Annotated in this window: 27 protein-coding genes, 1 tRNA gene and 2 pseudogenes; 25 read left to right on the forward strand and 5 right to left on the reverse strand. The window is 75.2% G+C overall.

Annotated features, from left to right (window positions below; all coding sequences use genetic code 11):
* Positions 1-10 precede the first annotated feature (10 nt).
* From JKP75_RS17650 to JKP75_RS21935, 6 genes and pseudogenes are all read left to right on the forward strand, one after another.
* On the forward strand, positions 11-1,012 hold the full coding sequence (locus JKP75_RS17650) for a type IV toxin-antitoxin system AbiEi family antitoxin domain-containing protein (protein WP_200489996.1): 1,002 nt from the start codon (positions 11-13) through the stop codon (positions 1,010-1,012).
* 307 nt (positions 1,013-1,319) lie between these two features.
* Positions 1,320-2,639 carry a (Fe-S)-binding protein gene (locus JKP75_RS21915; RefSeq protein WP_242473367.1) on the forward strand — a complete coding sequence of 440 codons (1,320 nt, stop codon included), beginning with the start codon at positions 1,320-1,322 and terminating at the stop codon, positions 2,637-2,639.
* 92 nt (positions 2,640-2,731) lie between these two features.
* Positions 2,732-2,905 (forward strand): annotated as a pseudogene (locus tag JKP75_RS21920) (heterodisulfide reductase-related iron-sulfur binding cluster); the annotation flags it as partial.
* Positions 2,906-2,987: 82 nt separating this feature from the next.
* Entirely contained in the window at positions 2,988-3,746 is a 759-nt protein-coding gene (locus tag JKP75_RS21925) for a (Fe-S)-binding protein (RefSeq protein WP_309229955.1), read from the forward strand.
* 143 nt (positions 3,747-3,889) lie between these two features.
* Positions 3,890-4,408: pseudogene (locus tag JKP75_RS21930) on the forward strand (MFS transporter); the annotation flags it as partial.
* 157 nt (positions 4,409-4,565) lie between these two features.
* Entirely contained in the window at positions 4,566-5,048 is a 483-nt protein-coding gene (locus tag JKP75_RS21935; protein ID WP_242473368.1) for a hypothetical protein, read from the forward strand.
* Here JKP75_RS21935 and dcd read toward each other — a convergent pair.
* Complete coding sequence (gene dcd, locus JKP75_RS17665; RefSeq protein ID WP_200489993.1) at positions 5,045-5,629, reverse strand: dCTP deaminase; 585 nt, start codon at positions 5,627-5,629, stop codon at positions 5,045-5,047. The genes JKP75_RS21935 and dcd overlap by 4 nt on opposite strands.
* 163 nt (positions 5,630-5,792) lie before the next feature.
* On the opposite strand from dcd, the gene JKP75_RS17670 reads away from it, so the two are divergent.
* The 7 genes from JKP75_RS17670 (at position 5,793) to JKP75_RS17700 (ending at position 14,076) form a co-directional block, all read left to right on the forward strand.
* A complete protein-coding gene (locus tag JKP75_RS17670; RefSeq protein ID WP_200489992.1) occupies positions 5,793-8,498 on the forward strand; it encodes a S8 family serine peptidase in 2,706 nt (901 codons plus the stop codon).
* A 169-nt stretch (positions 8,499-8,667) separates the two neighbouring features.
* Complete coding sequence (locus JKP75_RS17675; protein WP_200489991.1) at positions 8,668-9,246, forward strand: PAS domain-containing protein; 579 nt, start codon at positions 8,668-8,670, stop codon at positions 9,244-9,246.
* A 1-nt stretch (position 9,247) separates the two neighbouring features.
* Positions 9,248-10,213 (forward strand): methyl-accepting chemotaxis protein, encoded by a 966-nt coding sequence (locus JKP75_RS23510; RefSeq protein ID WP_200489990.1) that lies wholly within the window; start codon positions 9,248-9,250, stop codon positions 10,211-10,213.
* A gap of 29 nt (positions 10,214-10,242) precedes the next feature.
* Positions 10,243-11,484, forward strand: a complete 1,242-nt coding sequence (locus tag JKP75_RS17685) for a phosphotransferase (protein WP_200489989.1) — start codon at positions 10,243-10,245, stop codon at positions 11,482-11,484.
* Positions 11,485-11,555: 71 nt separating this feature from the next.
* Positions 11,556-11,626, forward strand: a tRNA-Gly gene (locus JKP75_RS17690).
* Positions 11,627-11,800: 174 nt separating this feature from the next.
* The gene (locus JKP75_RS17695) at positions 11,801-12,355 is read left to right on the forward strand and encodes a universal stress protein (RefSeq protein ID WP_200489988.1); all 555 of its coding nucleotides are present in this window, start codon (positions 11,801-11,803) and stop codon (positions 12,353-12,355) included.
* A gap of 80 nt (positions 12,356-12,435) precedes the next feature.
* Complete coding sequence (locus tag JKP75_RS17700; protein WP_200489987.1) at positions 12,436-14,076, forward strand: GAF domain-containing protein; 1,641 nt, start codon at positions 12,436-12,438, stop codon at positions 14,074-14,076.
* On the opposite strand, the gene JKP75_RS17705 is transcribed toward JKP75_RS17700, so the two are convergent.
* Genes JKP75_RS17705 through JKP75_RS17720 form a run of 4 tightly spaced genes read right to left on the reverse strand, consistent with a single transcriptional unit; the run spans position 14,073 to position 16,969 of the window.
* On the reverse strand, positions 14,073-14,750 hold the full coding sequence (locus JKP75_RS17705) for a response regulator transcription factor (protein WP_309229956.1): 678 nt from the start codon (positions 14,748-14,750) through the stop codon (positions 14,073-14,075). The genes JKP75_RS17700 and JKP75_RS17705 overlap by 4 nt on opposite strands.
* Positions 14,751-14,800: 50 nt before the next feature.
* Positions 14,801-15,829, reverse strand: a complete 1,029-nt coding sequence (locus JKP75_RS24155; protein ID WP_200489986.1) for a type III polyketide synthase — start codon at positions 15,827-15,829, stop codon at positions 14,801-14,803.
* Positions 15,826-16,617, reverse strand: coding sequence for a methyltransferase domain-containing protein (locus JKP75_RS17715; RefSeq protein ID WP_200489985.1), 792 nt, complete (start codon positions 16,615-16,617; stop codon positions 15,826-15,828). The genes JKP75_RS24155 and JKP75_RS17715 overlap by 4 nt, the downstream gene beginning before the upstream one ends.
* A gap of 10 nt (positions 16,618-16,627) precedes the next feature.
* Positions 16,628-16,969: a DUF3140 domain-containing protein gene (locus tag JKP75_RS17720; RefSeq protein ID WP_200489984.1), complete on the reverse strand. Its 342-nt coding sequence runs from the start codon at positions 16,967-16,969 to the stop codon at positions 16,628-16,630.
* A gap of 155 nt (positions 16,970-17,124) precedes the next feature.
* On the opposite strand from JKP75_RS17720, the gene JKP75_RS17725 reads away from it, so the two are divergent.
* The 12 genes from JKP75_RS17725 to JKP75_RS17775 all read left to right on the forward strand — a co-directional run bounded on the left by JKP75_RS17725 (position 17,125) and on the right by JKP75_RS17775 (position 25,487).
* Positions 17,125-18,048, forward strand: coding sequence for a ribokinase (locus JKP75_RS17725; RefSeq protein WP_200489983.1), 924 nt, complete (start codon positions 17,125-17,127; stop codon positions 18,046-18,048).
* An 84-nt stretch (positions 18,049-18,132) separates the two neighbouring features.
* Positions 18,133-18,282 carry a hypothetical protein gene (locus JKP75_RS17730; RefSeq protein WP_200489982.1) on the forward strand — a complete coding sequence of 50 codons (150 nt, stop codon included), beginning with the start codon at positions 18,133-18,135 and terminating at the stop codon, positions 18,280-18,282.
* A gap of 70 nt (positions 18,283-18,352) precedes the next feature.
* Positions 18,353-19,261, forward strand: a complete 909-nt coding sequence (locus tag JKP75_RS17735) for a metal ABC transporter solute-binding protein, Zn/Mn family (RefSeq protein ID WP_200489981.1) — start codon at positions 18,353-18,355, stop codon at positions 19,259-19,261.
* Positions 19,262-19,353: 92 nt separating this feature from the next.
* Positions 19,354-19,488: a hypothetical protein gene (locus tag JKP75_RS23095; RefSeq protein WP_255522513.1), complete on the forward strand. Its 135-nt coding sequence runs from the start codon at positions 19,354-19,356 to the stop codon at positions 19,486-19,488.
* 163 nt (positions 19,489-19,651) lie between these two features.
* Positions 19,652-20,278, forward strand: a complete 627-nt coding sequence (locus JKP75_RS17740; protein WP_309229957.1) for a TetR/AcrR family transcriptional regulator — start codon at positions 19,652-19,654, stop codon at positions 20,276-20,278.
* A gap of 49 nt (positions 20,279-20,327) precedes the next feature.
* The gene (locus tag JKP75_RS17745) at positions 20,328-20,774 is read left to right on the forward strand and encodes a hypothetical protein (RefSeq protein WP_200489980.1); all 447 of its coding nucleotides are present in this window, start codon (positions 20,328-20,330) and stop codon (positions 20,772-20,774) included.
* A gap of 38 nt (positions 20,775-20,812) precedes the next feature.
* Complete coding sequence (locus JKP75_RS17750; protein WP_200489979.1) at positions 20,813-20,983, forward strand: hypothetical protein; 171 nt, start codon at positions 20,813-20,815, stop codon at positions 20,981-20,983.
* Positions 20,980-21,348: a LapA family protein gene (locus JKP75_RS17755; RefSeq protein WP_309229958.1), complete on the forward strand. Its 369-nt coding sequence runs from the start codon at positions 20,980-20,982 to the stop codon at positions 21,346-21,348. Before JKP75_RS17750 ends, JKP75_RS17755 begins: the two co-directional genes overlap by 4 nt.
* 156 nt (positions 21,349-21,504) lie before the next feature.
* Positions 21,505-23,349 carry an acyl-CoA dehydrogenase gene (locus JKP75_RS17760; protein ID WP_200493325.1) on the forward strand — a complete coding sequence of 615 codons (1,845 nt, stop codon included), beginning with the start codon at positions 21,505-21,507 and terminating at the stop codon, positions 23,347-23,349.
* Between the two features lie 204 nt (positions 23,350-23,553).
* Positions 23,554-23,715: a hypothetical protein gene (locus JKP75_RS17765; protein ID WP_200489978.1), complete on the forward strand. Its 162-nt coding sequence runs from the start codon at positions 23,554-23,556 to the stop codon at positions 23,713-23,715.
* Positions 23,716-24,147: 432 nt separating this feature from the next.
* Positions 24,148-24,624 (forward strand): hypothetical protein, encoded by a 477-nt coding sequence (locus tag JKP75_RS21945; protein ID WP_242473369.1) that lies wholly within the window; start codon positions 24,148-24,150, stop codon positions 24,622-24,624.
* 32 nt (positions 24,625-24,656) lie between these two features.
* On the forward strand, positions 24,657-25,487 hold the full coding sequence (locus JKP75_RS17775; RefSeq protein WP_309229959.1) for a tyrosine-protein phosphatase: 831 nt from the start codon (positions 24,657-24,659) through the stop codon (positions 25,485-25,487).
* Positions 25,488-25,489: the final 2 nt, after the last annotated feature.

The raw sequence follows: 25,489 nt of genomic DNA on the forward strand, positions 1-25,489 counted from the left end.
CACTCCACCGGTGCATCCGCTCCTCCGCGCAGCCGCCGAACGGCAGAGCGGTGTCGTCACGGCGTCGGACGCCCGTCGTGCGGGCTACGGGGCCGACGAGGTGCAGCGGATGTGCACGTCCGGCCGGTGGGTCCGGCTCCGCCGCGGTGTCTACACCACGCCGGCCGTGCTGGGGCGCGCCGAGGAGGAGGGGTGGCGGCACGAACTCGACTGCCTCGCCGTCCTCCTCGACCTCGACCGCCCCGGTGCCGCGATCAGCCACGGCTCCGCGGTCCACCTGCACGGCCTGCCCTCGCGCACTCCCGCCGCCGGGGTCGTCCGGCTCACCGATCCCGCACACAACCGGCGCGGCCGCGGTTTCCACATGACCCGGTCACCGCTCGACCCCGACGAGGTCGGCGCGCGCGGTCCGCTCCGTGTCGCGACGCCGCCGCGCGCTCTCGTCGACCACGCACGGGAGACCTCGCTCGAGGACGCCGTCATCGCGATGGACCAGGCGCTGCTGGTCGGCAAGACCACGGCGGCCGACCTGGCACGGGCGGCCGAGCGGGCACGCACGTGGCCGGGCGGTCCAGCCGCCCGCCGAGCCATCTCACTGGCCGACGGGCGGGCGGAGTCGGTTCTGGAGACCCGGGGACGGCTGCGCATCGTGGGCGCCGGGCTGCCCACGCCGGAGCTGCAGGTCGAGATCCGGGTGGCCGGGCGGCTCGTCGCCGTCGTCGACGGGTGGTTCGACGACGCCGCCGTCGCGGTCGAGTTCGACGGCCGGGTGAAGTACACCGATCCGTGGCGGGACCGCAGCCCGGGACAGGTGCTCTGGGAGGAGAAGCGCCGCGAGGACGAGCTGCGGGCGCTCGGCATCCGCGTCGTCCGCGTCATCGACGCCGACGTCGGGCCCGGGTGGCCGGCGATGGAGCAGCGCCTGCGCGCGCTACTGGCGACGCCCGGGCCGGCGGAGCGGCGCTTCACCGCGACCGTCCGCGAGCGCGGCGTCCGCCGGCTACCGCGATGAGCGGCCGAGTACCGCCCTGCGAGGCGGTACCGGCACCGACGAGGCGGTAGCGGGAGCGGCGGCGATCCACCCCACCGCGGGCGCGCGAGGGCGGTGGCCGGATCGTGATCGCAGGAGTGCTCTCGGCCACGAGTAGCCTGCGTGCGCGCCAGCTATCGTGCGAAGCGTGCGGGCACGCCGTGCCCGCATGCGTACCGCGCGCCGGTCCCCGACCGGCGACGATGACGGCGCGTGCACCACAGCTTCGCCGTCGCGCAACGGCGCACGGGAGTCAACCGACGCCGCCAGGCGTGCGGGGGAGGAAAACATGACGGGCCCGCTGCAGATCGTCCTGGGGACGATCAGCGTCCTGTTCCTGATCGTCGCGTCCGTGATGGCCTACCGGGCCGTCCGGGCGATGGTGCGGATCATCCGCACCGGCCAGCCGGACGGCACCCGCTGGGGGCCGGTCAAGACCCGCCTGAAGACGACGCTGGTCGAGTCCCTGGGCCACACCCGGATGCTCAAGTGGTCGTCCATCGGCGTCGCCCACTGGTTCGTCTTCGTCGGCTTCTACGGGCTGTTCCTGGCCCTCGTCGAGGCGTTCGGCGAGGTCTTCAACCCCGAGTTCCACCTGCCGATCATCGGCAACTGGGGCATCTGGAACCTGTTCGCCGACATCATCGGCACCGGCACGATCCTCGGCATCATCTACCTGATCTACCGGCGCCAGAAGGACCACCCGCGCCGGCAGGGCCGGAAGAGCCGCTTCGCCGGCAGCAACGAGGGCCGCGGCTACTTCGTCGAGTTCATCGTCGCCACCGTCGGCGTCTGCATCCTGCTGATCCGCGCGCTCAAGGTCTCCTCCGACCTCACCGACGCCCCCGGCTGGTCGCACCCGGTCTCCGGCCTGGTCGCCGAGGTCCTGCCGGACAGCCCGGACCTGCTGACCGTCGTCGCCTTCGTGAAGATCGTCGTCAGCCTCACCTGGCTGGTGGTCATCAGCCGGATCCTGAACATGGGTGTCGCCTGGCACCGGTTCAGCGCGTTCCTGAACATCTACGCGAAGCGCAACGCCGACGGCGCCCCCGCGCTCGGCCCGCTGCTGCCGATGACCTCGGGCGGCAAGCCGATCGACTTCGAGGACCCGGGCGAGGACGACGTCTTCGGCCGCGGGAAGATCGAGGACTTCACGTGGAAGGGCATGCTCGACTTCACCTCCTGCACGGAGTGCGGTCGGTGCCAGAGCCAGTGCCCGGCGTGGAACACGGGCAAGCCGCTCAGCCCGAAGATGGTGATCATGGATCTCCGCGATCACCTCTACGCGAAGGCCCCGTACCTCCTCGGCGAGAAGACGGCGAGCGAGACCGCGCCGGACTACGACATCCTCAAGCCCAGCGACGAGCAGGTCTGGGCCAGCGGCTACGCCCGCATCGAGGGCACCAACGACGCGCAGGCGCACCGCCCGCTCGTCGGTGCACCCTCGAGGAGGGCGGGGTCATCGACCCCGACGTCCTGTGGAGCTGCACCAACTGCGGTGCCTGCGTCGAGCAGTGCCCGGTGGACATCGAGCACATCGACCACATCGACGACATGCGCCGCTACCAGGTGCTCATCGAGTCGAACTTCCCCTCCGAGGCCGGCGTGATGCTGACCAACCTGGAGAAGCGCGGCAACCCGTGGGGCATGGGCGGCAACGTCCGCGAGGACTGGATCAAGGAGCTCGACTTCGAGGTGCGCATGGCCGACGGCCCGCTGCCCCACGAGGTGGAGTACCTGTTCTGGGTCGGCTGCGCCGGCGCCGTCGACGACCGCGCCAAGAAGGTCACCAAGGCCGTCGCGGAGCTGCTGCACACCGCGGGCGTCGAGTTCGCCGTCCTCGGCAACGGGGAGACCTGCTCCGGTGACCCGGCCCGCCGCCTGGGCAACGAGTTCGTCTTCCAGCAGCTGGCCATGGAGAACGTCGAGACCCTCAACTGGCGTCTTCGAGGGCCGCGTGCCCGGCACCCGCAAGATCGTGGCCACCTGCCCGCACTGCTTCAACTCGCTGGGCAAGGAGTACCCGCAGGTCGGTGGCGAGTACGAGGTCATCCACCACACGCAGCTGCTCGGCCAGCTGATCGAGGAGGGCCGGCTCGTCCCGGTCACCCCGATCGACCGCAAGGTGACCTACCACGACCCGTGCTTCCTGGGCCGGCACAACAAGGTCTACACGCCTCCGCGCGAGATCCTCGAGTCCGTCCAGGGCCTGTCCACGCAGGAGATGCACCGCTGCAAGGACCGCGGCTTCTGCTGCGGCGCCGGCGGCGCGCGCATGTGGATGGAGGAGAAGATCGGCAAGCGCATCAACATGGAGCGCACCGAGGAGGCGCTCGAGCTCGACCCGGACGTCATCTCCACCGCGTGCCCGTTCTGCATCACGATGCTCTCCGACGCCCTCACGTCGAAGAAGCAGAACGGCGAGGCCGGCGAGCACGTCCGAGGTCCTCGACGTCAGCCAGATCCTGCTGCGCTCGATGCAGCCGGTTGCCGCGGGCGTCCAGGGCGCGGCGTCCGGTCCCGACGTCGGCACCGCGGCCGGCGACGTCGTCGGCCTGGACTCCGCCGCGACGGAGCACGACCCGAAGTAGCAGCACCCGCCCGACGACGACGGCGCGCGTCCCCCGCGGAGGGGGGCGCGCGCCGTCGCCGTTCCGGCACCCGGCCGACCCCCGGCGGACGGCGGGGCCGCGGGCGGAGGACCATTCCCCGGTGACCCGCACCGCTGCCCCACCCGCGACGAGCTCCCGGCGGGGCGGCGTGCTCATCGCGGTCGCGATCGTCCTGACCGCCCTCAACCTGCGGACGGCGATCACCAGCGTCGGCCCGGTGCTCGAGGAGATCGAGCGCGGGCTGGACATCTCCAGCTCCCTGGCCGGCGTGATCACCACCCTGCCGGTGCTCTGCTTCGCGCTGATCGGCTTCTCCGGGCCGGCGCTGTCGGCGCGCTACCGCGACGCGCACGTGCTGGCCGGCGCCCTGGTCGCGATGGCCGCGGGCCTGGCCCTGCGCAGCGCCGCCCCCGGCTTCCCGCTGTTCCTCGCCGGCACCGCGCTGGCCATGGTCGGCGGCGCCCTGGGCAACGTGCTGCTGCCCAGCCTGGTGAAGCGGCACTTCCCGACCCGCACCGGCGCGCTCGTCGGCGCGTACAGCACCGCCATGGGCCTGGGCGCCACCCTCGGCGCCGTCGGCTCCCAGCCGGTGGCCGACGCGACCGGCAGCTGGCGGTGGGCGCTCGTCGTGTGGGCGGTGCCGGCGGTCGTGGCGGCGGGGGTGTGGCTGCGCGTCCCGGCCGCGCCCGGCGTCTCGCGGGCGGGCCACTCCGCCGTCCGCATGCGCTCCCTGGTGCACAGCCCCACGGCCGTGGCGCTGACCCTCTTCTTCGGCGTCCAGGCGCTGCAGGCCTACGTCGTCATCGGTTGGTCGGCCCAGTACCTGCGCCGACTCGGGGCTCCCCGCCGGCACGGCCGGGCTGCTGCTCGGCCTGAACTCCCTCGTCGGGCTGCCGCTGAGCGCGGTCATCCCGTCCCTCACCGTGCGCCCGCGGCTGCAGCGGCCGCTGCTGGCCGTGTTCGTGACCGCCTACGTCGTCGGCTGGACCGGGCTCTGGAAGGCGCCGACCACGGCGCCCTGGCTCTGGATGACGCTGATCGCCGTCGGCATGGGCACCTTCTCGATGGTGCTGGCGCTGATCGGCCTGCGCGCCCGCACGCCGGAGACGGTCGCGGCGCTGTCCACGGTGACCCAGTCGTGGGGCTACGTGATCGCCGGCAGCGGGCCGCTGCTCGTCGGGGTGCTGCGCGGGATCACCGGCGGCTACACCGGGATGTTCGTGACGGTGCTGGTCGCGGTCGCCGTGCTCGCCGTCGCCGGCTGGATCTCCACCCGGCAGGTGTTCGTCGACGACGAGGTGGACCGGTCCGTCCCGGGCTGGTCACCCGCCTCCCGGTCCGGCGACGTGGTGGGGACGGCGGGGGCCGAGCCGCCCGTCGTCGTCCGGCCGGACGCCGCCGGTTAGGGGCGGCGGGTCTCGGCGCGGGTGAAGTTGCGGTAGGACCGCGACGGCGTGGGGCCGCGCTGGTCCTGGTAGCGGGAGCCGTAGACCGCCGAGCCGTACGGGTGCTCCGACGGACTGGTCAGCCGGAACATGCAGAGCTGGCCGATCTTCATGCCCGGCCACAGCGTGATCGGCAGGTTGGCCACGTTGGAGAGCTCCAGCGTGATGTGGCCGGAGAAGCCGGGGTCGACGAAGCCCGCCGTCGAATGGGTGAGCAGCCCCAGCCGGCCCAGCGAGGACTTGCCCTCCAGCCGCGCGGCGAGGTCGTCGGGGAGGCTGATCACCTCGAGCGTGGAGCCGAGCACGAACTCGCCCGGGTGCAGCACGAACGGCTCGTCCCCCTCGGGCTCGACCGGCGTGGTCAGGTCGTCCTGCTGCTCCGCCGGGTCGATGTGGGTGTACCGCGAGTTGTTGAACACGCGGAAGTACCGGTCCAGCCGGACGTCGATGCTCGAGGGCTGCACGAGGCCCTTGTCGTAGGGCTCGATGCCGAGGCGTCCCTCGGCGATCGCGGCCGTGATGTCGCGGTCGCTCAGAAGCATGGCGCGGAGTCTAGGCACCGCGCCGGTACCCACCGTCCGGGTGAACCCGCTCAAGGCCGGGCCGGGGCGCGCCGTTGCGAGCCCGATGACGTCTGCCGCCGGCCCCTCGGTGCCGGTGGCTGCGCCCGGACGGTCCGGGAGCGGGGCGTGCGGGGGACGATCGATGAGGAGCACACCGCTCCAGGCGCTGCTGCTGGTCGCGGCGCTGGCGCTCGGCTACGGCGGCGCGGCGACGTACAGCGCGCTGGCCGGGCCCTCGGTGCCGGTGGTCGAGGACCACGGGCCCGGCGACGGGCTGACCCGCCTAGTCGTCACCGCGGCCGGCGGCACCGCCGACGACGCGCTGCTCACCGCGCTCACCGCGGTCGACGGGGTGGTCAGCGCGCAGCCGCTCAGCGACGGGCGGGCGCTGGTCGCCACCCGGGCGCTGGTCCCGGCGGACCTGGCGGCCGTCCCGGGCGTCGGTGCGGTCGAGCCGTCGACGTCGGTGCCGCTGCTGGGCGACGTGACCGACCCGTACTTCCGCTCCTACGGCTGGCACCTGGAGAACACCGGCAGCAACGCGGCCAACCAGAGCCCGGTGGTCCCCGACGCCGACATCGACGTCACCGACGGCTGGGAGCTCACCCGCGGCGAAGGCATCGTCGTGGCGGTCGTCGACTCCGGCTTCGACTCCGACCACCCCGACCTCGCCGGCTCGCTGTGGGTGAACCCCGCGGAGCCCTGCGGCGCGGCCGACACCGACGGCAACGGCAAGCGCGGCGACTGCCACGGCTGGAACTGGTACACGAACAGCCCGGACGTGGACAACGGCTCCTACGGCAGCCACGGCGCGATGGTCTCGGGCACGGTCGGGGCCCGGGCCGGCAACGGCATCGGCCTGGCCGGTGTCGCCCCCGGGATCACGATCATGCCGCTGGTCATCGGCGGCGGCAGCACCGTCGACGTCTTCGCCGGTGCGGAGGCGATCCGGTACGCCGTCGACCACGGCGCCGACGTCATCAACGCCTCCTGGGGCGGCAGCGTCGGCGGCACCGCGCTGACCGCGCTGCAGTCGGCGGTCGCCTACGCCGCCGCGCACGACGTCCTCGTCGTGGCCGCGGCCGGCAACGACGCCCTCGACCGCGACCGCTACCCGATGTACCCGGCGAGCCTGACCGACTGGAACGTCGTCAGCGTCGGCGCCTCGACGGCGGCGGACACCGTCAGCGGTTTCTCCGCCTACGGCGCGACCGGGGTGGACCTCTTCGCCCCGGGCACCCAGGTGCTGGTCACCTCGAACACCGGCGGCTACGCGCTGGCCAACGGCACGTCGTTCTCCTCACCGATCGTCGCGGGCGCGGTCGCCCTCTACCGGGCCGCGATGCCCGCGGCCACCGGCGCGCAGATCAAGCAGTCGCTGCTCGACGACGTCGACCCGGTGCCGGCCTTCCGCGGCCGCTCGGTCACCGGCGGGCGGCTCTCGGTCGCCGCGCTCACCGGGACGCCGACGGAATCGGTGCAGTACGCGTTCACCTCGATGCGGGCGACGGCGGGCACGGTCACCCCGCGGATCGGCGTCAGCAGCAGCACCGCCGCGGGCGGCGCCTACTCGATCGCCCTCGGCCTCGGCATGGAGTTCGAGGGCGAGATCTGGGCGCTGGCCGACGAGCCGGTCACGCTCGCCGGGGCCACCGTCGCGACCGACGACACCGGCACGGCGGTCTTCGACCTCGGCACCCTGCCGCGCCTCGACGGCCTCGGCCTCTCCCCCTCCGCCGAGCTCGCGGACGGCCGCTACGTGCTGACCGTGCAGCTGCTGCGCGACGGCGCCGCGGTCGGCCGCACGACGGCCGCGCCGCTGCTGGTCGGCGTTCAGAGCGCGCCCACCCCGGGCGGCGGCACCCCCGGCATCCCCGGCAGCCCCGGCACGTCACCCGGCGCGGGCACGAACCCCGGGACGACGACGCCCGGCACCACCCCGGGCGGATCGGGCGGCTCCGGCGGCGGGAGGACCCCGGCACCGACCACCCCGGGCACCGGCACCGCGCCGACCACCCCGGGCACGCCCACGACCCCGGCCGCGCCGGGCACCGGCACGAACCCCGGCACGGGCACCGGCCCCGGGACGAGCCCCGGCCCGGGCACGGGCACGAACCCGGGCACGAACCCGGGCTCGGGGACGACCCCCGGAACCACCCCGGGCGGGTCCCCGACCACGCCGGCGGCGCCGACCACCCCTGCGTCACCGACCACCCCTGCCTCGCCCGCGCCCCCCGGGGCCGGCACCACCCCGGGCACCGGCGGCGGGAGCACGCCGGGCGGGAGCACCACCCCGTCCACCCCGCCCGCCGAGGACCGCGCGACCTACCCGGCGATCGGGCCGTTCGGCATCACGTCGCTCAGCCCGACCGTGGTGTCCGTCGAGGGCGGCACGCTGGTCACGCTGACCGGCACCGCGCTGCCCTCCCGCTCGCAGGTGCTCATCGGCGCCAGCGCGCGGGCGGCGGTCGTCACCGAGTCGGCCAGCCGGATCCAGTTCCGGGTGCCCGCCCGCGTGGCCGGCAGCTACGACGTCACGGTCTTCGCCCCCGACGGCCGCTCCTCGGTCCTGCCGGCGGCCCTGACCTACCGGTCCAGTGCCTCCTCCCCCGGCTCGGGCACCGACCCGGGCAGCGGCACCGACCCGGGCACCGGCACGAACCCGGGCACGGGCACGAACCCGGGCACGACGCCGGGGACCGGTCCCGGCACAGGCCCCGGGTCCGGCGGCCCGGTCGAGCGCACCGGCCCGCACGGTCAGCGCCTCGTCCGGTCGACGACGTTCGCCGCGCTGACCTGGATCTGGTCGACGAACTGCGCCTCGTCCTGCACGGGCGTGGCGATCTGACCGCCGCGCGCGCCTGAGGGCGCACCCGGGAGCCACCGCGCCCCGTCCGACTTCCCCGTGCGGACGGGGCGCGGTGTCGTCCGACACATGCCCGGCTCGGGTGCCGACCGCGCCCCGGGGTGCCGATGGAGAGATGAGGAACCGGATCGGACACGGAGGAGGCGAGCGCGTGCTGGACACCCAGGCGGCGCCCGACGGCACACGGGGCGCCCGGCGGCGCGTGCTGCCGACGGGGGTGGAGCGCGCCTTCGCCGAGGACGACCTCATCGTCTCCAAGACCGACCGGCGCGGCGTCATCACCTACGCCAACGACGTCTTCCTGCGCGTCAGCGGCTACCCGCTGGACCAGGTGCTCGGGCAGCCGCACAACCTGATCCGCCACCCCGAGATGCCGCGCGCGGTGTTCGCGCTGCTCTGGGAGGACATCGCCGCGGGCCGCGAGGTGTTCGCCTACATCAACAACCTGGCGGCCGACGGCGGACACTACTGGGTGCTCGCCCACGTCACGCCGTCCTACGACGACCGCGGCCGGATCGTCGGTTACCACTCCAACCGGCGCCGGCCCTCGCCGTCGGCCGTGGCCCGGGTGGTCCCGCTCTACCGGCACCTCCTGGACGAGGAGCAGCGCCACCCCACCGCCCGGGCGGCCGTCGAGGCGTCGTCCCGGCTCCTGGAGCAGCTGGTCGCCGCGGAGGCGGACTCCTACGAGGACTTCGTCTGGTCGATCATCAACCGCGAGGAGAGCTGAGATGGCCGGCCGCTTCCCGCGCCGCACCGAGGCCGCCCGCCGCACCGACGCCGAGGAGCTCGCGGTCTACCGCGCCTTCGTGCGCGAGCTGACCGCGACCTGCGACGCCGCCGCCCGCGGGGACCTCGAGGCCCGCAGCCTCCCCGTGCCCGGCGCCGACGAGATCCCGGAGCTGACCGCGCTGCGCGACGGCGTCAACCGGGCGCTCGACGTCTCCGACGCCTACGTCCGGGAGGCCTCCGCAGCGCTCAGCGCGGCCGCCGAGGGGCGCTTCCACCGGCGGCTGCTGCTCACCGGGCTGCGCGGGGCGTTCCGCAAGGGCGCCACCGACATCAACGCCGCGCGCGACGCGATGCAGCAGACCGCAGGCCGGGTCACCGAGGCGCAGACCTCCCGGCTGTCGCTGGCCGACGAGTTCGAGTCCGTCGTGCTGGCGATGTCCGAGCAGGTGGCGACCGCCGCCACGGAGATGAGCGCCTCGGCGGCCAGCCTGACGCAGGCGGCGTCGGCAGCGCGCACCGAGGTGGGCACCGCGGGCGCGACGATCACCTCGCTGACCCGCTCCTCCGCCGAGATCAAGGAGATCATCGCGCTGATCGACTCGGTGGCCGCCCAGACCCGGCTCCTGGCGCTGAACGCCACGATCGAGGCAGCCCGCGCGGGCGAGGCCGGCAAGGGCTTCGCCGTCGTCGCCTCCGAGGTCAAGGACCTCGCCGACCAGACCGGCCGGGCGACCGAGCGGGTGACCGCGCAGGTCGAGCAGATCCGGCAGGCCTGCGAGGACGTCGCCGGCGGCATGAGCACGGTCGGGACGACGGTCGACGACATGAACGGGCTGGTCGACGGGATCGCCACTGCCGTCGACGGCTCCTCCCTGGCCGGCGGCACCGAGCCGATGGGGCTGTCGCAGATGGCCGAGCGGCTGCGCACCGAGGCGATCGCGTTCCTGGCGGAGATGCGCCGGTAGGGCGTGGCCGCGGCTCTAGCGTGACCGCCGTGCACCTCCCGCCCCCGCTCGAGCCCGTGGCTCCCCCGGCCCGCAGGCGGAGCTGGCCACCGGCGTTGCGGCTGCTGCTGGGCGAACCGGCCGGTGCGCTGTGCGCGGCCGCCCTGGCCCCGGCCGGTGGCCGGCCGATCCGGTTGCGGGCCACCGGCACGACCGTGCGGGCCGGGGGCGGGGCGACGGTCCGGTACGTCGCCGAGGTCACCTGGGCCGACGGACGGCGCAGCCGCGAGCGGCTCGCCGCGACGACGGGCGGGACGATCCCGCACGGCGCGACCCTCCTCGAGGGCACGGTCGACGGCGCGCGGACCGCGGCCGGCGCGTGGCGCTGGCCGTGGGACCCCGCCCTGCCGGCGCTGGCCTGGGCGGCCCGCCCTGGCGCGGCGGCCGCCCGGCTGGCCGAGCTGGGCGTCGCCGACGGCGGGGTCCGCGTGCGGGCACGCTCCTACCGGCCCGGGCGGCGGGCCGTCCTCGAGGTGCAGACCGGCGCCGGCCCGCTGTTCCTCAAGGTCGTCCGGCCGTCCGCCGCCGACGGTCTGGCGCTGCGGCATGCGCTGCTCGGCGGCGCGGTCCCGGTGCCGCCGGTGCTCGCCCGCACCCCGGACGGCGCCCTCGTGCTGCGCGGGCTGGCCGGGACCCCGCTGCGGGTGCTGCTCGCCGGGGAGGCCGCCGCCCTGCCCGGGCCGGAGGCCATCGACGCCCTGCTGGACGCCCTCCCCGCGACCGTGCCCGGCCCGCAACGCCCCGGCCCGCTGGCGCGGGTCCTCGAGCACGCCGCCGTGCTGGGCCAGGTCGCCCCGCAGCTGCGGCCCCGGCTGGCCCGGCTCGCGGCCGCCCTCGACGCCGCGGATCCGGGCGAGCACCCCGAGGTGCCGGTGCACGGCGACTTCCACGAGGCCCAGCTCCTGGTCGACGACGGCGCCGTGGTCGGGCTGCTCGACGTCGACACCGCGGGGCGCGGGCACCGGATCGACGACTGGGCGACCCTCCTGGCACCCCTCGCCCTGCAGGCCACGTCCGCCCCCGCCGCCCGGTACCGCGACGAGCTGGTGGAGGCGGCGCTGCGCCGCTGGCCGGCCGCGCAGCTGCGGGCCCGGGTGGCCGCCGCGCTGCTCGGGCTGGCCACCGGCCCGTTCCGCGTCCTGGAGCCCGCGTGGATGGTGCGGACCGAGGAGCGGGTCGCGCTGGCCGAGCGCTGGGCACCGGGTTCCCGCCGCCGGGGGCGCAGCGTGTAGTCTCGCCCCGATCGCTCGACCGGCTGCGCGCCGGCGGATCTGCGGGGTGAAAGCCCAGGCCAGAGCGGTACGCGGGTGTAGTTCAATGGTAGAACATCAGCTTCCCAAGCTGACAGTGCGAGTTCGATTCTCGTCACCCGCTCTCCTCTCCACCTCCTCCATCCCCGGACGTCGGGCGCCGGGATGTGAGAGCGCCGTCACCCAGCGAACAGGCTCGCCGTGGCTGGACGGTCCGAACGGTCGATTCGGTTCTCGAATCCGAGCGCCGGGCCCTTGGTCCCTGGGGCCGCTCGCTCCGCCCCGCCACGATCGCCGCATGAGCCAGTACCGCTCCGCGGGAGTCGCCGACCAGCGCTCCGCGGACCAGGACCCCGACTCCGCTCCCGCCGGCACCACCCCGCGCAGCAGCACCCGCACGGACATCGACCAGTCCGCGGTCGAGCACCTCCAGCTCATCCCGCTCCGCCCCCGCCGGCAGAACCCCTGGCTCCTCGTCGAGGTCGACGGCACCGCCGCCGGCCACCGCGCCCTGCTGTGGGCGCTCCGCGAAGCCGCCCGCCGCGAGGCGACCGTCGTCGCCGTCAGCGTCCTCGACGGCCCGGACGGCGATCCGCTGGAGGGCACCGCCCGGCTGACGAAGCGCACCCAGGACGCCGCCCGCGACCACCTGGAGGCGCAGGTCCTCCGCGCCGTCGCCGAGACCGGCATCAGCGGCCGCACCCGCACCGCCTTCCTCGAGCGGGCGGTGTTCGAGGCCCTGGACGCCGCCATGCACGGCGCCGACCTGGTCATGGTCGGCGCCGACGGCAAACGGCTGCTGCGCCCCGCCGTCCCCAGGCAGCCGCTCCGTCGGCTGGCCCGTGGCGCCTGACCGGGAGCCGCACCCCCTACCCGCCGCGAGCGGGCCCCCTACAGTCGGGCCGTGACCCCGCCCGACGGGGCGGTGGGCCGGTGAGCGACCCGCCGCACGACGCCCCGGAGCTGGCCGTCGCCGTCCGCGCGGCGGCCTCCGGCGGCCACCTGGAGACCACCCTGCGCGAGGTGCTCCGGGCGGCCGTCCGGCAGGTCGACGCGACCTACGGCGCGCTCGGCGTGCTCAGCCCGGGCGGCGAGCGGCTCGACCGGTTCGTCGTCGAGGGGCTGGACGAGGAGACGCAGCGGCGGATCGGTGCGCCGCGCCGTGGCGAGGGGCTGCTCGGGCTGCTGCTCGCCGAGCCGGTCGCGCTCCGGCTGGACGACCTGGCCGATCACCCGGCTTTCCAGGGCTTCCCGGACGGGCACCCGCCGATGCGCTCGTTCGTCGGCGTCCCGGTCTGCGTCGGCGACGCCGTCCTCGGCAACCTGCACCTGGCCGAGAAGCGCTCCGGCGGTCCCTTCACCGACGCCGACGCCGAGATGACCCGGTCCCCGGCCGCTGTGGCCGGGCTCGCCATCGAGAACGCCTGCCTGCTGGAACGCGCCGAGCTGCGCCGGGCGTGGGCGCAGGCCGGTGTGGACTTCGCCGCCACGGTGCTGGCCGGCGCCGTCCCGGACGACGTGCTGCGCACCGGCGCGGCCCGCATCTCTGAGCTGTCGGGCGCGGACGCCATCGGTGTCCTGGTCCCCGAGCCGAACGCCCCGGGGGACATGCGCGTCATCGCCGCCGTGGGGCGGCGGGGTCCGGACTCCGAGGGCATGTGCGTACCGGTCCAGGGCGGCGTCCTGGGCGAGGTGCGGACCACCGGCGCCGTCCGGGCCCTCCCCGACGTCGGGGACGCACAGCTCACCTCCGTCGTACCCGAGGTGGCGGGCGAGTTCTCCGGGGAGTACGGCCCGGCGCTGTTCATCCCGGTCGGCGGGCCTCCCGCCCTCGGCATCCTGGCGATGATGCGCGAGCGGCACCGCGAGCCGTTCGACCCGGAGCTGCTCACCCTTGCAGGAGAGTTCGCCGCCCAGGCCACCGTGGCTATGGAGCTGGTCCGCAGCCAGCGCCGCGAGCGCCGCCTCCAGGTGCAGGCCGACCGGGACCGCATCGCCCGCGACCTGCACGACCACGTGGTGCAGCGGATCTTCGCCACCGCCCTGGCGCTGGACCGGATCGGCCGCTCGGTGGAGGCGGACTCGCCCGAGCTGGCGGCCCGGCTCGCCGAGCGGGTGGACGAGCTCGACGGCACCATCTCCCGCATCCGCTCCTCGATCTTCGAGCTGCAGCACCAGGACGCCTCCCCCGACGGGGTGCGGCACCGGCTGGTCGACGTCGTCCGCTCCGTGGTGGACGGCCACGGCCTGCGGCCGGACCTGCGCATGCACGGCGAGGTCGAGGACCTGCCCGCCGGGCTGGTGCACGACGTCGTCGCCGCGGTGCGGGAACTGGTGACCAACGTCGTGCGGCACGCCCGAGCGCAGCGGGTGACGGTGACCGTCACGGTCACCGACGAGGTCCGCGTGCAGGTCGCCGACGACGGCCGCGGGCTGCCCGAGGTCACCGTGCGCAGCGGGCTGGCCAACCTGGCCGACCGCGCCGAGCGGCGCGGCGGGCGGCTCACCACCAGCGCCGGCCCGTCGGGCAGCGAGGTGCGGTGGACCGTGCCCCTGGCCGGGGGCACCGCCTAGTCGGGAAACGCCTGGTCGGGGGCGCCGTCCCGCAGCTCGGTGGCGAGGATCGCCGCCTGGGTGCGCCGCTCGAGCCCGAGCTTGGCCAGCAGGTGGCTGGTGTAGTTCTTCACGGTCTTCTCGGCCAGGCCCATGCGGTCGCCGATCTGCCGGTTGGTCAGGCCCTCGCCGATCAGCCGCAGCACGATCCGCTCCTGGTCGGTGAGCAGCGGGAGCCGGTCGGCCCCCGCGACCGTCGGCGGGCGCGGGCGCGGGAGCGGCCGGGAGGACGGGATCTCCTCCAGCAGCGTCCCGCCGGCGGCCACCGTGTGGACGGCGGAGACGAGCGCGGGGCCGCGCACCTGCTTGAGCAGGAAGCCGGTCGCCCCGGCCCGCACCGCCGCCTCGCGCGCCTCGTGCTCGGAGAAGCTGGTGAGGACCAGGCAGGGCAGGCCCGGGACGCGCTGGCGCAGCGAGCGGCACAGGTCCGCGCCGCTGCCGTCCGGGAGCCGCATGTCCAGGACGACGACGTCGGGGCGGACGGCGGGCACGCGGGCCAGCGCCTCCGCGACCGAGCCCGCCTCACCGGCGACGACGAGGTGCGGATCGTCCTCCAGCACCTCGGCGACACCCCGGCGGACGACCTCGTGGTCGTCGACCAGGAAGACGCGCACGCTGGCCTTCTGCTCGGGCACGACCGCCTCCCCCACCCGTCTGTGACCCGGGGCACAGACAGTAGGCGGTATCAGGCGGGGAGCAACAGCGCTGCGTACAGCGTGAGCCCGGGACCGAAGGCCATGGCCACCACCGGGCCCTCGACGTCGGCCATCTCCTGGAGCACGAGCAGCACCGTCGCCGACGAGCAGTTCCCGTGCTCGGCGAGCACCCGGCGGGAGGCCGCCACGTGCTCCTCGGCCAGCCCCAGCTCGTCGCGCACGACGTCGATGATCTTCGGGCCACCGGGGTGCACGGCCCACCCGGCGACGTCCTCGACGCGCAGGCCCGCGCCGGTGAGCAGCTCGTCGACGACGTCGCCCACGTGCCGGGACAGCACGCCGGGCACCTTCGGGGACAGCCCCATCCGGAAGCCGAGGTCGGTGACGTCCCAGGTCATGAGGTCGGAGGTCGAGGCGTCGGTGCGGGCCACGACGCCCGCCAGCCGGCGGCCCCGTCCCGCGCCGGGCTCGACGACGACGGCGGCTGCCGCGTCGGAGAACAGCGCGTGCGCCACGACCTGCTCGAGGTCCCGCTCGGCCGGCTGCACGTGCAGGCTGGTCAGCTCGCAGCAGAGCAGCACCGCGGGCCGGGACCGCGCGGCCACGAAGTCCCCCACCGCGGCCAGCCCCGGGATGGCCGCGTAGCAGCCCATGTGCCCGATCAGCAGCCGCTGGAGGCCGGGCGGCATGCCCAGGTCGGCGGCCAGCCGGATGTCCAGGCCGGGCGTGGCGTACCCCGTGCAGGTGGCGACGGCGAACAGCCCGACGTCGCCGGGCGCCAGGCCTGCGGCGTCCAGCGCACCGGCCACGGCCTGCTTGCCCAGCGGCATGGCCTCCTGGACGTAGCGCTGCATGCGGGCGGCGGTGCCCCAGCTGCTCAGGTCCTCGTCCAGCGGGTTGGCCACCGCGTGCCGCCGGCGCACCCCGGCGCCCAGGAAGATCCGCTCCGCGGCGCGGACGTCGGCGTAGTGGTCGGCGAAGAAGCCGTCCCACGCCGCCTCCTGCTCCAGCGCGGCGGGCAGGGCCGATCCGGCCCCGGTGAGGACGGCGTCGCTCACGACTCGGCCTGGGGAGCGCGCGTGCTGGGCATGCTCCCGACGGTACGTGCGGCGCGGGCCCCGTGCCCGTCCTGCGCCGCGCCGTCCGCCGGGCGCTTGCGGCCGTACCCGGCGAAGACGACGGCGGTGGAGCGGATCGGCTTCATCCGCACCAGCTCCCGGCGGCCCAGCACCCAGGCGACCGCGTCGCGCAGCGACGGCCGGAGCCCGACCAGCCGCAGGTCCAGCCCGAGCCGGTCCGCGGCCGCCAGCAGGCGGTCCCGGTCGACGAACAGCGCCGGGTCGTGGATGCCGCGCGGCGGTCCGCCGGGCAGCCGCTCGGCGAGGGTGACCATCAGCAGCCGGCCGATCCGGGTGGCGGCCAGGGCGTCGAGGACCAGCGTGCCGCCGGGCCGCAGCAGCCGCGCGCACTCGGCGAGCACGGCGACGTCGTCCTCGACGTGCTCGAGGATCTCACCGGCCACGACCACGTCGGCGCAGCCGTCGGCGAGCGGCACGGCCAGCACCGAGCCGCGCACCGGGCGCACCCCGTGCCGGGCCGCCAGCCGCAGGCCCGGCTCCCCCAGGTCCACGCCGACGTGCCGGTAGCCCAGCCGGGCGACGTGCGGCGCCATCAGCCCACCGCCGCAGGCCAGGTCGACCAGCACCGCCCCGGGCCGCGGGGCGGGGGCGAGGTGCTCGGCCCGCGAGGCGGCCAGCCAGTGGAGGGCGGCGAACCCGCCGGAGGTCTCCCACCACTGGTCGGCGAGGTCGTCGTACTGGGCGGGGTCGTTCCGGGCGCGGCTCACGGAGGCGGGGTCACCCCTTCTTCAGCGGATCGTGCCCCCAGTTCATCAGGGAGTAGCGCCACCGGGAGGCCTCGATCTCCTCCCGCGCCGGTTCCTGGGCGAGGTGGCGCTGCACGTAGCCGTGCACCTTCCGCATGTGCGCGAGGTCGTCGTCGGTCAGATCGGCCTTCTTCGTGCGCAGCAGGGCGACGATCCGACGGCCCGAGGCGTGCCCGGTGGACTCGCCGTCGCCGTCCTTCTGCCCGACGGCGCGCGACTCGTCGCTGTCCAGCCAGGTCTCCAGCTCACCGGCGGTCATGTTCACCGCCTCGCCGAACTCGCGCCGGATCGTGTCGGGGTCCTCGGTCGCCATTCGGTCCTCCGCTCGGGTCGTCCTCCGGTACCGCTGCCCCTCCGGTACCGCTGGCGGGGAGCGCGGAAACCGCCGTCTGGTACTGCTGGTCCTCCGCCCGCCGGACCCAGGACCACCAGCGGGACCACCCCAGCCCGGACCACCCAGGAGGCCCCGTGTCCGTCACCGTCGTCGGCAGCGTCAACGAGGACGTGCTCGTCGCGGTCGACCGCCTGCCGGGCCGCGGCGAGACCGTCGTCGGCCGCTCGGCCACCCGCGCCCCGGGTGGCAAGGGCGCCAACCAGGCCGCGGCCGCGGGGCTGCTCGGGCCCGGGGTGCACATGGTCGGGCGGGTCGGCGAGGACGCGGCGGGCGACCGGCAGCTCGCGGCGCTGGCCGGCTCGCGGGTCAACGTCAGCCGGGTGCACCGGACGCCGGGGCTGCCCACCGGCACCGCCACGATCCCGGTCGAGGAGGGCACCGGGGAGAACCTCATCGTCGTGGCGCCCGGCGCCAACGACGCGCTGGTGCCGGCCGACGTCGACGTCGAGCCGGTGCACCGCGCCGACGTGCTGCTGCTCCAGCTCGAGGTGCCCCTGGAGACGGTGCTGGCCGCGGCCACCTCCGCGCGCGGCACCGTCGTCCTCACCCCGGCGCCGCCGCGCGCCCTCCCGCAGGCGCTGCTCGAGGCGGTCGACGTCCTGGTCCCCAACGAGCACGAGCTGCTCCAGCTGGCCGGCACCGAGCCGGGTGAGCGGACGCCGGCGGAGCTCGCCGCGCTGGCCCGCGGCCTCGGCGCCGGTGCCGTCGTGGTGACGCTGGGCGCGCGCGGCGCCCTCGTGGTGCCCGCGGACGGTCCCGCGCTGCTCCAGGAGCCGCTGGTCGTCGACCCCGTCGACACGACCGGGGCCGGCGACTGCTTCACCGGCGCCCTGGGGCAGGCATTGGCCCGCGGCGAGGAGCTGGCCGGCGCGGTGCGCTACGCCGTCGCCGCCGCGGCGCTGTCCACCACCGGCGCCGGTGCGCGCGGCGCCCTGCCGGGGGACGACGACGTCCAGGACGTGCTCGCGCGGGTGCCGGCCGCCACCGAGGTCCGCTGACCGCTCCCGGCGGGGCGGTTTCCCCCGCCGGACCCCGGGCACTCCGGCTGTCGACGACCACCCCGGTTCCGAGGAGGACCTGCGATGACCGAGCCCGAACGCGCCCCCGACGTCGACCAGCCCGACGGCGGCGCCCCCTCCCGCGAGGCCGACGGCACCGGCACCACACCGCACCCGGACCAGCCGGCGGAGGGCCAGGAGCTCGACGGGGTCGCCGACACCCCGGACGTCTGACCGCCCGGCCGACCGGACGGCCCGGTCGGCCATACTCGCGGACGGTTCGGTCGACGGCGATGGAGGATGCGTGCGGCACGGCACCCTCCGCGCGGGGCTGACGGCGCTCGCCCTGCTGGTGCTCGCCGGCTGCGGCGACGACGCCCCCGGCAGCGACGCGGCCGTGACCCCCGGCGACGCCGCGGACTGCCCCGGCGAGGTCCTCGACGTCGTCGTCTCCGTCGGCGCGTGGAGCGACGTCGTCCGGCAGGTGGCTGGGGACTGCGCGACGGTCACCACCATCGCCCCCGATGCCGGCACCCCCGAGCTCGCACCCGATGACCGGGCCGCCTTCGGCGCGGCCGACCTCGTCGTCCTCGACGGCGGCGGCCCGGACGCGTGGGCCGCCGGCGCGCTGGACGGTCGGCCCGGCCCGCAGGTCGTGGTGCGCGCGGGCGGGCTGGCCGGCGGGCCGGAGCGGGAGGGCGGCCTCCTCTGGTACGACCCCGCCGTCGTGCCGGAGGTGGCCTCGGCCGTCGCGCGCGAGCTGGCCCGGCTCTCCCCCGACGCCGCGCCGTACTTCGCCGCGCAGCACACCGCCTGGACCACGGCGCTCCAGCCCTACCTCCAGGCGGTCGCCGATCTGCGCGAGGACGCGGACGGCGCGACGTTCGCCGCGACCGGCGCCGGCTTCGGGCCGATGGCCGCGGCGCTCGGTCTCGCCGACGCCACCCCGGCGGGCTACGCGCGGGCCGCGCGCAGCGGCGGGGCACCCGGGGCGGAGGACGTGACCGCCCTCGGGACGGCGCTGGCCGAGGGGTCGGTGGACGTCCTCGTGCAGGTGGGCGGCGACCTGCCCGACGCGGTGCGCGACGCCGCCGACGCCGCGGACGTGCCGGTCGTCGAGATCACCGCGGTGCCGGACGAGGGCACGCCGTTCCTGGAGTGGCAGCTGGGCCAGCTCGGCGCGCTGGCCGAGGCGCTGGACCCGGACGCCTGAGCCCGGTGCCGTGACCCAGATCTCTCCTCCGACCTGGTGATTCACGGCCCCCGGCCGGTTCCGGGCAGCCGGATGGGGGCAGGCTGGCAGGCATGGACGACGAGCGCGAGACCCGGCCGGCAGACCCCACCCCGCAGACGACGGCCGACGAGCCGGCCACCGGGACCGCGACGGCGGCCGCCGTCTCCCGCATGCTGGCCAACCCGCGGCGCGTGCGCCGGGCCTGAGCCCGTTCCGGGGGGATCAGGGGTCGCTGATCACCGTCGGTGATCACACCGGTCCCAGTCGTCCATCGCGCCACGCGCAACCCGTTGTCCCCTCGTCACTCAGAGCGACCATCGTCGGCGTGCCGCGAACTGCTCCGTCACGGGCTGGTGCACCATCCGTGACGTGACCGCCGCCATGCACCTCACCGCCGTCGACGACATCGCGACCCCGGTCCGCCGGAGCCGCGCGGAGCGTCAGGCGATCGTGCTCGACACCGCGGAGCGGCTGTTCTCCAGCCGCAGCTCGCGCAGCGTCGGCATGGACGAGCTCGTCCGCGAGACCGGCCTGGGCAAGATGACGGTCTACCGCCTCTTCAAGAGCAAGGACGACCTGGTCGGGGCCTACCTGACCCGCAAGGCCGCGACCGTCCTCGGGTTCATCGACGCCGAGCTGATCCGCCTCGAGGGCGACCCGCGGGCCGCGCTGCTCTCGGTGGTCGACGCCGTCGAGCGCGACGTCACCCGCACCGGGTTCCGCGGCTGCCCGTTCACCAACGTCAGCAGCGAGTACGACGACCCGCAGCACCCGGCCCGCAGCGCCGCGGCCGACTACAAGTTCGAGCTGCACACCCGGCTGGAGCGGCTCACCGACCAGATCGTGCCGGGCGACGGCGAGGACCTCGCCGCGCAGCTGCACCTGATCATCGACGGGATGTACCTGTCCGGCGGCCTGCTCGGCCCCGACGGCCCGGCCTCGCACGGCCGCCGGCTCGCCGAGAAGCTCATCGACGCCGCGACCGCCCGCGCCTGACCGGGGGCACCCGGGCGCGGGAACCGCTCCCGGCCCGCACGATGGTCCGGTGACGGACTCCTCCAGCGCCCCCGACCGCACCCGGCCCGACCTCGACGACACCACCGTCGAGGCACTGGGCAAGCTCTCCGAGGCCCTGGAGACCGTCGACCAGGCCCGCGGTTTCCTCTACGCCTTCCACCAGCTGACCGGCAAGGCCGACCGGCTGCTGCAGGAGTCGGTCGAGCTGTTCGAGCAGGCCGGCGCGACGGGTCTGGCCGCGGATCTCGACCGCGACCTGGTCGGCCGCAACGTCATCGCCGACCGGTGGACCTTCCAGATCGTCGAGGACTTCGACGAGGGCTACTGGGGTGCGTTCCGCGCGTACGACGCCCGCGCCCGGGACGAGCTGTCCGGCGGCGACCGGCACGTCTTCGAGGCACGCATGAAGCAGCGCGAGCGCACGGCCGGCCACCCCCGGCACGAGGCCGGCCCGTCCCTGGCCGACGAGGGCTGATCCGTTTCCCCGCCCGCCCCGGCGGGCAGGACGGGGCGGTGACGATGCCCGACGAGAACGACGCAGGCTCCGACCGCGAGGCCCAGCCCCTGGGGGCCGAGAAGGCTCCCGGGGAGGACCGGGAGTCGCTCGGGGACGTGAGGGGTCCCGCCGACGGGATCGCCGGTCCCGCCTGGCCGCCGGCGGACACCGAGCCGGACGCGCGGTGACCGGCGCCGGCCCCACCTCCGGGACCAGCGGGGACCCGCTGAGCGTCGGCCTCCCCGACGCGGCGGGCGCTCCTCCGACGGCACCCCCGGGCTCGGCGCCGTCGTCGTCCCCGGCCGGGACGGGCCGCACCCGCCGGACCGGTCGGACCATCGGCCGGTCCCTGGCCCTCGGCCTGCTGCTGTTCGTGACGGTCGTGCTGGTCCTGTTCGTGGTCTTCAACGGCCAGAGCGTGCAGATCAGCCTGGTCTTCACCGACGTCGAGGCCCCGCTGGTGCTCGCGCTGCTGATCGCGGCGGTGCTCGGCGCCCTCGTGGGGTGGTTGTCCAGCCTCGTGCTGCGCACCCGCCGGAGGCACCGCACCTGACCGACCGCGGCTGATCACGCCGAGCGCGGGACACCCCTCCGGGGCGTGTCCCGCGCTCAGCCGCGCCCGCTCCCTGCTACCGGCCGGTAACATCTGTTGTTACCGGCGAGTAGGACCGCCCGGTCCACCGGCTCGGAGCACGGGAGCAGCAGCACCATGACGCACTACACCGCCAACCTGCGGGACCTCGAGTTCAACCTCTTCGAGTTCCTCGACACCAAGGACCGGTTCGGCACCGGACCCTTCGCGCAGATGGACACCGAGACCGCGCGCGGGGTGCTGGCCGAGATCCGCAAGCTCGCCGAGGGCCCCATCGCGGCGTCCTTCACCGACGCCGACCGCAACCCGCCGGTGTTCGACCCGGCCACCCACTCGGTGACGCTGCCCGAGTCGTTCAAGAAGTCGGTCCAGGCGCTCAACGCCGGCGAGTGGTTCCGCCTCGACCTCTCCGAGGAGCTCGGCGGCTTCGGCGCGCCCGCCGTCCTGACCTGGGGCGCCTTCGAGATGGTGCTCGGCGCCAACCCCGCCGTCTTCATGTACGGCTCCGGCCCGGCCTTCGCGCAGACGCTGCACGACCTGGGCACCGAGGACCAGAAGAAGCTCGCCCGCATCATGATCGACAAGGGCTGGGGCGCCACGATGGTGCTGACCGAGCCCGACGCGGGCTCCGACGTCGGCGCGGGCCGCACCAAGGCGGTGCAGCAGCCCGACGGCTCGTGGCACATCTCCGGCGTGAAGCGGTTCATCACCTCCGCCGAGCACGACCTCAGCGACAACATCATCCACCTCGTGCTGGCCCGCCCCGAGGGCGCGAAGGCCGGCACCAAGGGCCTGTCGCTCTTCGTCGTCCCCAAGTTCCACGTGGACCTGGAGACCGGTGAGCTCGGCGAGCGCAACGGCGCCTACGTCACCAACGTCGAGAAGAAGATGGGCCTCAAGGTCTCCACGACCTGCGAGGTCACCTTCGGCGACGGCCCGGTGCCGGCGCAGGGCTGGCTGGTCGGCGAGGTGCACGACGGCATCGCCCAGATGTTCAAGATCATCGAATACGCCCGCATGTTCGTCGGCACCAAGGCGATCGCCACGCTCTCGGCCGGCTACCAGGTGGCGCTGGACTACGCGAAGACCCGTGTCCAGGGAGCGGACCTGACGGCGACGTCGAAGGACGCCCCGCGGGTCACCATCACCCACCACCCCGACGTCCGCCGCTCGCTGATGCTGCAGAAGTCCTACGCCGAGGGCATGCGCGCGCTGTACCTGTACGCCGCGAGCTTCCGCGACCAGGTGACCGCCGCCGAGGCCGAGGGCACCGCGGACAGCGAGGAGGCCCAGCTCGCCGCGCGCCTCAACGACCTGCTGCTGCCGGTCGTGAAGGGCTTCGGCTGCGAGCGCGCCACGCAGCTGCTCACCCAGGAGTCGCTGCAGACCCTGGGCGGCTCGGGCTTCCTGCAGGACTACCCGATCGAGCAGTACATCCGGGACTCCAAGATCGACACCCTCTACGAGGGCACCACGGCGATCCAGGGCCAGGACTTCTTCTTCCGGAAGATCGTCAAGGACGGCGGGGTCGCGCTGACCTGGCTGGCCGGCCAGATCCAGGCCACGATCGACAACGAGGCGGGCAACGGCCGGCTCAAGGAGGAGCGCGCCGCGCTGGCGGCCGCCCTGGGCGAGGTCCAGGGCATGCTCACCGCCATGTTCGGCCACCTCACCGAGGCCCAGCAGGACATGAAGGCCCTGTACAAGGTCGGCCAGAACAGCAGCCGCCTGCTGCTCGCCGTCGGCGACCTGGTCACCGCCTGGCTGCTGGTCCGCCAGTCCGAGGTCGCCCTGGCCGCGCTTGCCGGCGACGTCAGCGGGAAGGACCGGTTCTTCTACGAGGGCAAGCTCGCCGCCACCCGCTTCTTCACCGGCCAGGTGCTGCCGCGGCTGGCCTCCGAGCGGATCATCGTCGAGAACACCGACAACTCCCTCATGGAGGTCGACGAGGAGTGCTTCTGAGCACCTCGTCGTCCTCCGGCCGACACCGCGGCCAGGAGCCGTCCCCCGTCTGAGCTGAGCCGTTGCCCATGTCCCGGCCGGGAACCCTCCGGGCCCCGCGACCGGTCCACTCCAGCTCCCAGCCGTTCCCGGCCGGCGCCGTTCCCCTCCTGGGGGACGGCGCCGGGCTCGTTTCAGGCTCGGAGCGGCGGGCATGGGCCGGGGATGAGCGACCCCGAAGGCACCGGCTACCGCGACTCCCCCGACACCACCGATGGCACCGCCCCGCCCCCCGGCGACGCCCCCGAGGGCTCGGCGACGCTCACCACCGACGACGACGCCCAGCGCGACGACGGCGTCGCCCGCCCGGGCAACGAAGCGGATTGAGGGAGGGCACGACCTAGGCTGGCCGCGTGACCGCCGCCGTCCTCACCGTGCTGCCGGCGGCGGAGTGGCAGGCGCGGACGGCGGCGCACGAGGAGCGCATCGACCGCTGGGCGGTGCCGCACCGCGACCGCCGCTCGCGCGGCGAGACCCACCCGGTGCACGACTTCCTCTTCACCTACTACTCCGAGACGCCGGGCCGGGTGCGCCGCTGGCACCCCGGCGTCGGCGCCGCGCTCGCCCCGGCGGACGACGGCCTCCGCCCCGCACGCGGCGTGGCGCTGGTACCGCACCGGCGACGACGGCGTCGTCGCCCTGGACGCGGCCGCCTACCTGGCCGACCGCGGGACGACGGTCGGGTTCGTCCGCGGCCTGCTGGCCGCCACCGCCTCCCGGCCGGTCTTCGCCGGCTGCTTCGGCCTGCACGAGTGGGCGATGGTCTACCGGGCCGACGAGCGGCGGCACGCCCTGCCGCTGCGGCTCGGCCGCGCCGGCACGGACGCCGTCGTCGAGGGGCACCAGATCCGCTGCAGCCACTACGACGCGTTCCGCTTCTTCACCCCCGAGGCGGTCGGCCGGAACCGGCTGCAGCCCACGCGGGAGGCACAGCCCGCGATGGAGCAGCCCGGCTGCCTGCACGCCACGATGGACCTCTACAAGTGGGCCTACAAGCTCGGTCCCGCCGTGCCCGGTGAGCTGCTGGCCGACTGCTTCGCGCTGGCCGCCGACGTGCGGGAGCTGGACATGCGCGCATCCCCGTACGACCTCGCCGACGCCGGCTACGCCGCCGTCCGGATCGAGACGCCGGAGGGCAAGGCGGAGTACGCCGCGGCCCAGCGCGGGTTCGCCGCCCGGGGCGCGGAGCTGCGCCGGCGGCTCCTGGCCGTCTGCGACGCCCTGACCCCCGCCTGAGGGAGCGGGTGCCGCGCCGTACGGTCAGGGACGTGAGCTCCCTCTCCGACGGCCGCTGGATCCACCTCGAAGGCACCGCGAACACCCGGGACCTGGGTGGGCTGCCCACCCACGACGGTGGTCGCACCGTGCCGCACCGCATCCTGCGCAGCGACAACCTGCAGACCCTGACCGACGCGGACGTGCAGCGCCTCGTCGGCCAGATCGGGGTGCGGGAGGTCATCGACCTCCGGACCAGCGCCGAGGTGCTGCTCGAGGGCCGCGGGCCGCTGCGGAGCCGGCCGGAGGTCACCCACCGGCACTTCACGCTGCTGCCCGAGCGCGGCCGGTACACCGACGTCTTCGCGGTCGAGGAGCCCGAGGTCCCGGATCTGCCGTCGGGCTGGCTGGAGTCGATCCTGCCGCGTCAGGTGGCCGAGCACGACCAGGCCGAGCCGCCGCCGGTCCGCAGCTACCTCGGCTACCTGTCGCAGCGCGGCGACGCCGTCGTCCAGGCGCTGCGCGCCCTGGCGGCGCCCGTCCCCGGCGCATCGGTCGTGCACTGCGCCGCCGGCAAGGACCGCACGGGTGTCGTCGTGGCCCTGTCCCTCGCGGTGGCCGGCGTGCCGCACGAGGAGATCGCCATCGACTACGGCCTCAGCGGCGAGGTGATCGACGCGATCATGGAGCGGCTGGCCGCGACGCGCACCTACGGCGGCGACACGGAGAAGCGCGAGACGGCGACCCACGCGCCGCGGCGCGAGACCATGGACCGGGTGCTGCAGCTGCTCGACGAGCGGTACGACGGGCCGATCGGCTGGCTGGAGCAACACGGGTTCGGCGCCGATGAGCAGGCCGCCCTGCGGGCCCGGCTGCGCGGCTGACC

The organism is Blastococcus sp. TML/M2B, from assembly GCF_016612865.1.
Taxonomy (GTDB): Bacteria; Actinomycetota; Actinomycetes; order Mycobacteriales; family Geodermatophilaceae; genus Blastococcus.